The sequence below is a fragment of the Kitasatospora sp. NPDC059817 genome, assembly GCF_042731835.1.
Classification (GTDB): Bacteria; Actinomycetota; Actinomycetes; order Streptomycetales; family Streptomycetaceae; genus Kitasatospora.
The window spans coordinates 1-6,369 of sequence record NZ_JBHWIR010000285.1 but is presented as its reverse complement, the minus strand read 5'-3'; the positions used below and the strand labels follow the sequence as shown (position 1 = coordinate 6,369).

The 6,369-nt window shown below is 73.6% G+C and carries 6 protein-coding genes; all 6 read left to right on the top strand.

Features of this window, described 5'->3' with window-relative positions; genetic code table 11:
• Positions 1-146: 146 nt before the first annotated feature.
• Positions 147-527: a hydrogenase maturation nickel metallochaperone HypA gene (gene hypA / locus ACFV61_RS33380; protein WP_063350769.1), complete on the top strand. Its 381-nt coding sequence runs from the start codon at positions 147-149 to the stop codon at positions 525-527.
• 5 nt (positions 528-532) lie between these two features.
• A complete protein-coding gene (hypB, locus tag ACFV61_RS33375; protein WP_380495794.1) occupies positions 533-1,327 on the top strand; it encodes a hydrogenase nickel incorporation protein HypB in 795 nt (264 codons plus the stop codon).
• Positions 1,324-3,657: a carbamoyltransferase HypF gene (hypF, locus tag ACFV61_RS33370; RefSeq protein WP_380495792.1), complete on the top strand. Its 2,334-nt coding sequence runs from the start codon at positions 1,324-1,326 to the stop codon at positions 3,655-3,657. The genes hypB and hypF overlap by 4 nt, the downstream gene beginning before the upstream one ends.
• 61 nt (positions 3,658-3,718) lie before the next feature.
• The gene (locus ACFV61_RS33365; RefSeq protein WP_380495790.1) at positions 3,719-4,024 is read left to right on the top strand and encodes a HypC/HybG/HupF family hydrogenase formation chaperone; all 306 of its coding nucleotides are present in this window, start codon (positions 3,719-3,721) and stop codon (positions 4,022-4,024) included.
• Positions 4,021-5,145 carry a hydrogenase formation protein HypD gene (hypD, locus tag ACFV61_RS33360; RefSeq protein WP_380495788.1) on the top strand — a complete coding sequence of 375 codons (1,125 nt, stop codon included), beginning with the start codon at positions 4,021-4,023 and terminating at the stop codon, positions 5,143-5,145. The genes ACFV61_RS33365 and hypD overlap by 4 nt, the downstream gene beginning before the upstream one ends.
• Complete coding sequence (gene hypE, locus ACFV61_RS33355) at positions 5,138-6,229, top strand: hydrogenase expression/formation protein HypE (RefSeq protein WP_380495786.1); 1,092 nt, start codon at positions 5,138-5,140, stop codon at positions 6,227-6,229. Before hypD ends, hypE begins: the two co-directional genes overlap by 8 nt.
• Positions 6,230-6,369 lie beyond the last annotated feature (140 nt).

Sequence of the window (6,369 nt, the reverse complement as noted above, 5' to 3'; positions counted from 1 at the left end):
GGGGGGGGGGGGGGCGCCCGCCCCCCCCCCCCCCCCCCCCCCTGTAATGGGGCCTGTTGCTCACGGGGCCTGTTGCTCACGGGGCCCGGACACCGGGCCCGCGCCCCCAAGGAGCCGGGCGCCTCCAGCGGCGGGAAACGAGACAGATGCACGAGATGTCGATCGCGACGGCCGTCGTCGACCAGGTGGACCGGGCTGCCCGCGCGCACGGGGAGAGCGCCGTGGCCAGAGTCCGGTTGCAGATCGGCGAACTGGCCGGAGTCGTCCCGTCGGCACTCGACTTCTGCTTCGAACTGGCCTGTGCCGGAACGCTGTTGGAAGGTGCGGTGCTGGAGACCGAGGCCGTCGCCGCACGGGCGAAGTGCACGCCCTGCGGGGTCGAGTGGAGCGTCGGCATGCCGCCCGACCTGGGCTGCCCGCGCTGCGCCGGTGCCAGGGTCGAACTGCTGGCCGGGCGTGAGCTGCAGATCCTCGGCGTCGAGTGGTCCGAGCCCCCGGCGGGCGCCCGGACCGATCAAGGAGGCTGAAACCGATGTGTCGCACCGTCGATCTCCGGCAGGCGGTTCTCGCCCGCAACGACGACGACGCCCGGCGGCTGCGGGCGGAACTGGCCGCCCGGGGCACCGTCGTGGTGAACCTGCTGTCCAGCCCGGGCAGCGGCAAGACGGCGCTCCTGGAGGCCGAACTCGGCCTCGCCCGGGAGCGCGAGGTGCCCGTCGCGGCCCTCACCGCCGACCTCGCCACCGAGAACGACGCGCGCCGGCTGGCCCGTTCGGGCGCGCCGGTGAAGCAGGTCCTCACCGACGGCCTGTGCCACCTGGAGACGGCGATGCTGCGCGGGCACCTGGCCGGCTGGCTGCCGCCGGACACCCGGCTGCTGTTCGTCGAGAACGTCGGCAACCTGGTCTGCCCCGCCTCCTACGATCTCGGCGAGTCGCTGCGGGTCGTCCTGGCCTCGGTCACCGAGGGGGAGGACAAGCCGCTCAAGTACCCGACCGCCTTCGGACTGGCCAACCTGGTGCTGGTCACCAAGGCGGACCTCGCCGTCGCGGCACAGTTCGACGAAGCGGCCTTCCTCGCGAGCGTCGCGCGGGTCAACCCGGGGGTGGAGGTGGTCTTCACCTCGGCCCGCACCGGGCAGGGTGCCGGGGCGCTGCTGGACCGGGCGCTCGCGGTGCTGGCCGGCGCGCAGGTCCACCGGCCGGTGATGGCCGGCGCGCACGACCACGACCACAGCCACGACCACGGCAACAACCACAACCACGGCAATGGCAACGACCACGCGGGGGCCCACGACCACCCGCACCCGGCCGTGGACCTGTCGTGACCACGGATCAGCAGCCGCCCCTGCTCCAGCGCCGCCGGGTCGCCGTGCGCGGACTCGTCCAAGGCGTCGGATTCCGACCGTTCGTCTTCACCCTCGCCACCGAACTCGGCCTGTCCGGCAGCGTCACCAACACCGGCGAGGGCGTACTCGCCGAGATCGAGGGCACCGGCGAGGCGGTGACCGCGTTCTGCCGACGCATCGCCAGCGACGCGCCCCCGCTCGCCGACGTCGCCTCGGTGGACCACCAGCCGCTGGCCGTCACCGGCACACCGGGCTTCGTCATCACACCCTCCCGCGCCGACGGACCGCACCGCACCCAGATCCCCCCGGACACCGCCACCTGCGCCGACTGCCTCGCCGAACTGGCCGACCCCGCCGACCGCCGCTACCGGCACCCGTTCATCAGCTGCACCAACTGCGGGCCCCGGCACACCATCGTCACCGCCCTGCCGTACGACCGGGCCAATACCACGATGGCGGCCTTCGCGATGTGCCCCGACTGCGCCCGCGAGTACGCGGACCCGGCCGACCGGCGCTTCCACGCCCAGCCCGTCGCCTGCCACACCTGCGGCCCGACCCTCACCCTGTCCGTCCCCGGGCTCCCCGTGCTCGACGGCGAGCAGGCGCTCACCGAGGCCCGGCGCCTGATCACCTGCGGAGCGGTCCTGGCCGTCAAGGGCATCGGCGGCTACCACCTGGCCTGCGACGCCACCGACGCGGACACCGTCGCCCTGCTGCGCCGGCGCAAGCGGCGCGGTGACAAGCCCTTCGCCCTGATGGCCCGCGACCTCGAACAGCTCAGGGCACTGGCGGCATCCGGGGCGGTGGAGCTGGGGCCCGTCGAGGAGGAACTGCTCACCGGCCCGGTGCGGCCGATCGTGCTGCTGCGCCGGGGGGCACACCGGCTCGCGGAGCTGGAAGCAGCCGCTCCGCGCAGCCCCGACCTCGGCGTGCTGCTGCCGTACACCCCGCTGCACCACCTCCTGCTCGCCCCTCCCGGCCCCGGACTGCTGGTCATGACCAGCGCGAACCTGTCCGGCGAGCCCATCGTGACGGACGACCGGGAGGCCCTCGCCCGTCTCGCCCCGCTGGTCGACGGCTGGCTCACCCACGACCGCCCCATCCACGTGCCCTGCGAGGACTCCGTGGTGCGGGTGGTGGACGGGCAGCTGCTGCCGGTACGGCGCTCGCGCGGCTACGTGCCGCTCCCGGTGCCCCTGCCGGTGCCGGTGCGGCCCGCGCTGGCCGCGGGCGGCGACCTCAAGAACACCTTCGCGCTGGCCCGGGACGGCTACGCCTGGCTGTCCGGCCACCTCGGCGACATGGACGACCTCGCCACCCTGCGGGCGTTCGACCGCGCGGTGGACCACCTCGGGGCCGTCACCGGCGTGCAGCCCGAGGTGCTCGTCGTCGACCGCCACCCCGGCTACCGCTCCGCCCGGCACGTGCGCAGGTCGGCCCGGGGCCGTGAGGTACGGGACGTCCAGCACCACCACGCGCACATCGCCTCGGTGATGGCCGAGCACGGCCTCGACGGCAGCCGGCCCGTGATCGGGATCGCCTTCGACGGCACCGGTTACGGAGTGGACGGCGCGGTGTGGGGCGGAGAAGCGCTGCTGGCCGACTACCGGGGCTTTCGGCGTCTCGCCCGGCTCGACTACGTTCCGCTGCCGGGGGGCGATGCGGCCATGGTGCGTCCGTACCGGATGGCGCTGGCCCATCTGCGGGCGGCGGGGCTCCCGTGGGCGGCCGGCCTGCCGCCGGTGCGCTCCTGCCCTGAAGGCGAACTCCGACTGCTGTCACAGCAGTTGGATCGATCGGTGAACTGCGTGCCGACCTCCAGCATGGGCCGGCTGTTCGATGCCGTGTCCTCGCTGGCCGGGGTCTGCCAGAAAGCCGGGTACGAGGCGCAGGCGGCGATCGAGCTGGAGGCGGCCGCCCTCGCGCACGGGCCGGTGGCCGGCCCGGGGGAGGGCTACGCATTCCAACTCGTCGACGAGGGCGGGATGATGACCGCCCGACCCGGGCCGGTGCTGGCTGCGGTGGTGGCGGACCTGGCAGCAGGGGCGCCGCCCGGGCTGATCGCCGCCCGGTTCCATGCGGCGGTGGCCGCGCTGGTGCGGGCGGTCTGCGCCGATATCAGGCGGCGGCACGGCACCGGGACGGTCGCGCTGAGCGGCGGCGTCTTCGCCAACGCGCTGCTGTCCTCGGCATGCGCGCGGGGTCTGGCGGAGGACGGGTTCACCGTGCTGCGGCACCGCCGGGTGCCGCCCAACGACGCGGGGCTCGCGCTCGGCCAGTTGATGGTGGCGGCGCGGGCCGACGACTGAGCGCCCCGCGCGTACGGAGTTCGGCAGGTTCGGAGGAACCGGAGAGAGGAGGGAGACCGCAATGTGCCTGGCGGTACCCGGAAGAGTGTTGGAGATCGCGGAACGCGACGGGACCAGGATGGCGGTCGTCGACTTCGGCGGGGTCGTCAAGGACGTGTGCCTGGAATACCTGCCGGACCTGAAGGTGGGCGAGTACGCCATCGTCCACGTCGGGTTCGCCCTGCAGCGGCTGGACGAGGAATCGGCCCGCCGGACCTTGCAGCTGTTCGAGGAACTCGGCCTGCTCCAGGAGGAGTTCGGCGACCCCTGGGAGGCCGCGGCGGCTGCGGCTGCGGCGTCCTCGGCGAAGCAGGAGGAGGAACGGTGAGATACCTGGAGGAGTTCCAGAACCCCGAGCTGGCCGGCGGTCTGCTCGCCGACATCAGGGCGACGGTCACCCGGCCGTGGGCGCTGATGGAGGTGTGCGGCGGTCAGACGCACAGCATCATCCGCCACGGGATCGACCAACTGCTGCCGCCCGAGGTCGAGTTGATCCACGGCCCGGGCTGCCCGGTGTGCGTCACCCCGCTGGAGGTGATCGACAAGGCGCTGGAGATCGCGGCCCGGCCCGAGGTGATCTTCTGCTCCTTCGGCGACATGCTGCGCGTGCCCGGAACCGGCCGCGACCTCTTCCGGGTGCGCGGCGAGGGCGGCGACGTCCGGGTGGTGTACTCCCCGCTGGACGCGCTGCGGATCGCCGAGGAGAACCCGCACCGGGAGGTCGTCTTCTTCGGCATCGGCTTCGAGACCACCGCCCCACCCAACGCCATGGCCGTGCACCAGGCCAGGAAGCGAGGCATCGGCAACTTCAGCATGCTGGTCTCACACGTACGGGTGCCACCCGCCATCGAGGCCATCATGAACTCGCCGCAGTGCCGGGTCCAGGGCTTCCTCGCCGCCGGACACGTGTGCAGCGTGATGGGCATCGACGAATACCCCGCGCTCGCCGAACGCCACCGGGTGCCGATCGTCGTCACCGGCTTCGAACCGTTGGACATCCTGGAGGGAATCCGGCGCACCGTACGGCAGTTGGAGCGCGGCGAGCACACCGTCGACAACGCCTACGCGCGGGCCGTGCGCCCGGAGGGCAACCCGGCGGCCCGGGCCATGCTGGAGGACGTCTTCGAAGTGACCGACCGAGCCTGGCGCGGCATCGGCGTCATCCCGGACAGCGGCTGGCGACTCTCCCCGCGCTACCGCGACCACGACGCCGAGCACCGCTTCGACGTCGCGCGGATCACCACCGTCGAACCCGCGCAGTGCCGCAGCGGGGAAGTCCTCCAGGGGCTGCTCAAGCCGCACCAGTGCGAGGCCTTCGGCACCGCCTGCACCCCGCGCACCCCGCTCGGCGCCACCATGGTCTCCAGCGAGGGCGCCTGCGCCGCCTACTACCTCTACCGGCGGCTCGACGCGCCGGGCATGGCCAGGGAGGCGAGCCCCGTTGGCTGAGACCCAGACCCAGACCCAGACCGGCGCCGGCGGCGCCCCGGACCTCCTCGGATGGAGCTGTCCACTGCCGCTGCGCGACCACCCCCGGGTGGTGATGGGGCACGGCGGAGGCGGGGTGCTGTCAGCCGAACTGGTGGCGAACCTGTTCGCCCCGGCCTTCGGCGGGCCGGTGCTCGCCGGGCTCGCGGACTCGGCGGTCGTCGAGCTCGGCGGTGCCAGACTCGCCTTCTCCACCGATTCCTACGTCGTGCGGCCGCTCTTCTTCCCCGGCGGCAGCATCGGTGACCTCGCGGTCAACGGCACCGTCAACGACCTGGCCATGAGCGGGGCCCAGCCGGCCTATCTGTCCTGCGGCTTCATCCTGGAGGAGGGCGTGGAGACGGCCGTGGTCGCGCACGTCGCCCAGGCGCTGGGCGCCGCCGCCCGGGCCGCCGGGGTGGAGGTGGTCACCGGCGACACCAAGGTCGTCGAGGCCGGGCACGGCGACGGCGTGTACCTGAACACCGCCGGCATCGGGCTCGTCCCCGCCGGAGTCGACATCCGGCCGCAGCGTGCCGCCCCCGGCGACGTGGTGATCGTCAGCGGTGAGATCGGCCTGCACGGCGTGGCCATCATGAGCGTGCGCGAGGGTCTGGAATTCGGCGTCGAGATCGAGAGCGACTGCGCCGCTCTCAGCTCACTGGTGGCCGCGATGCTGGCCGTCACACCCGACCTGCACGTCCTGCGCGACCCCACCCGGGGCGGCCTCGCGGCGGCGCTCGGCGAGATCGCCGAGGCCGCCCGGGTGGGCGTCGTGGTGAACGAGCGCGCCGTCCCCGTGCCCGCGCAGGTCGCCAACGCCTGTGCCATCCTCGGTCTCGACCCGTTCTACGTCGCCAACGAGGGCAAGCTGGTCGCCTTCGTCCCGCGCGAGCACGCCGACGCCGTCCTCGCCGCGATGCGGGCGCACCCGCTGGGCGCGCGCTCGGCAGTGATCGGCGAGTGCGTGGCGGACCACCCCGGCATGGTCGTCTGCCGCACCCCCTTCGGCGGCACCCGCGTCATCGACCTGCCGATGGGGGAGCAACTCCCGCGGATCTGCTGAGGGCTCCGCCCGCCTCGTGCGGGTGGGGAAACAGGATCGGGGGGGGGGGGGGGGCAGGGGGGCGGCAGAGCCCAGCGGAAGCCCCCCGGGCCCGCAAGAGAGCGGGGGGCCCGCCCCCGCGGCGCCCCACAAACCGCCCC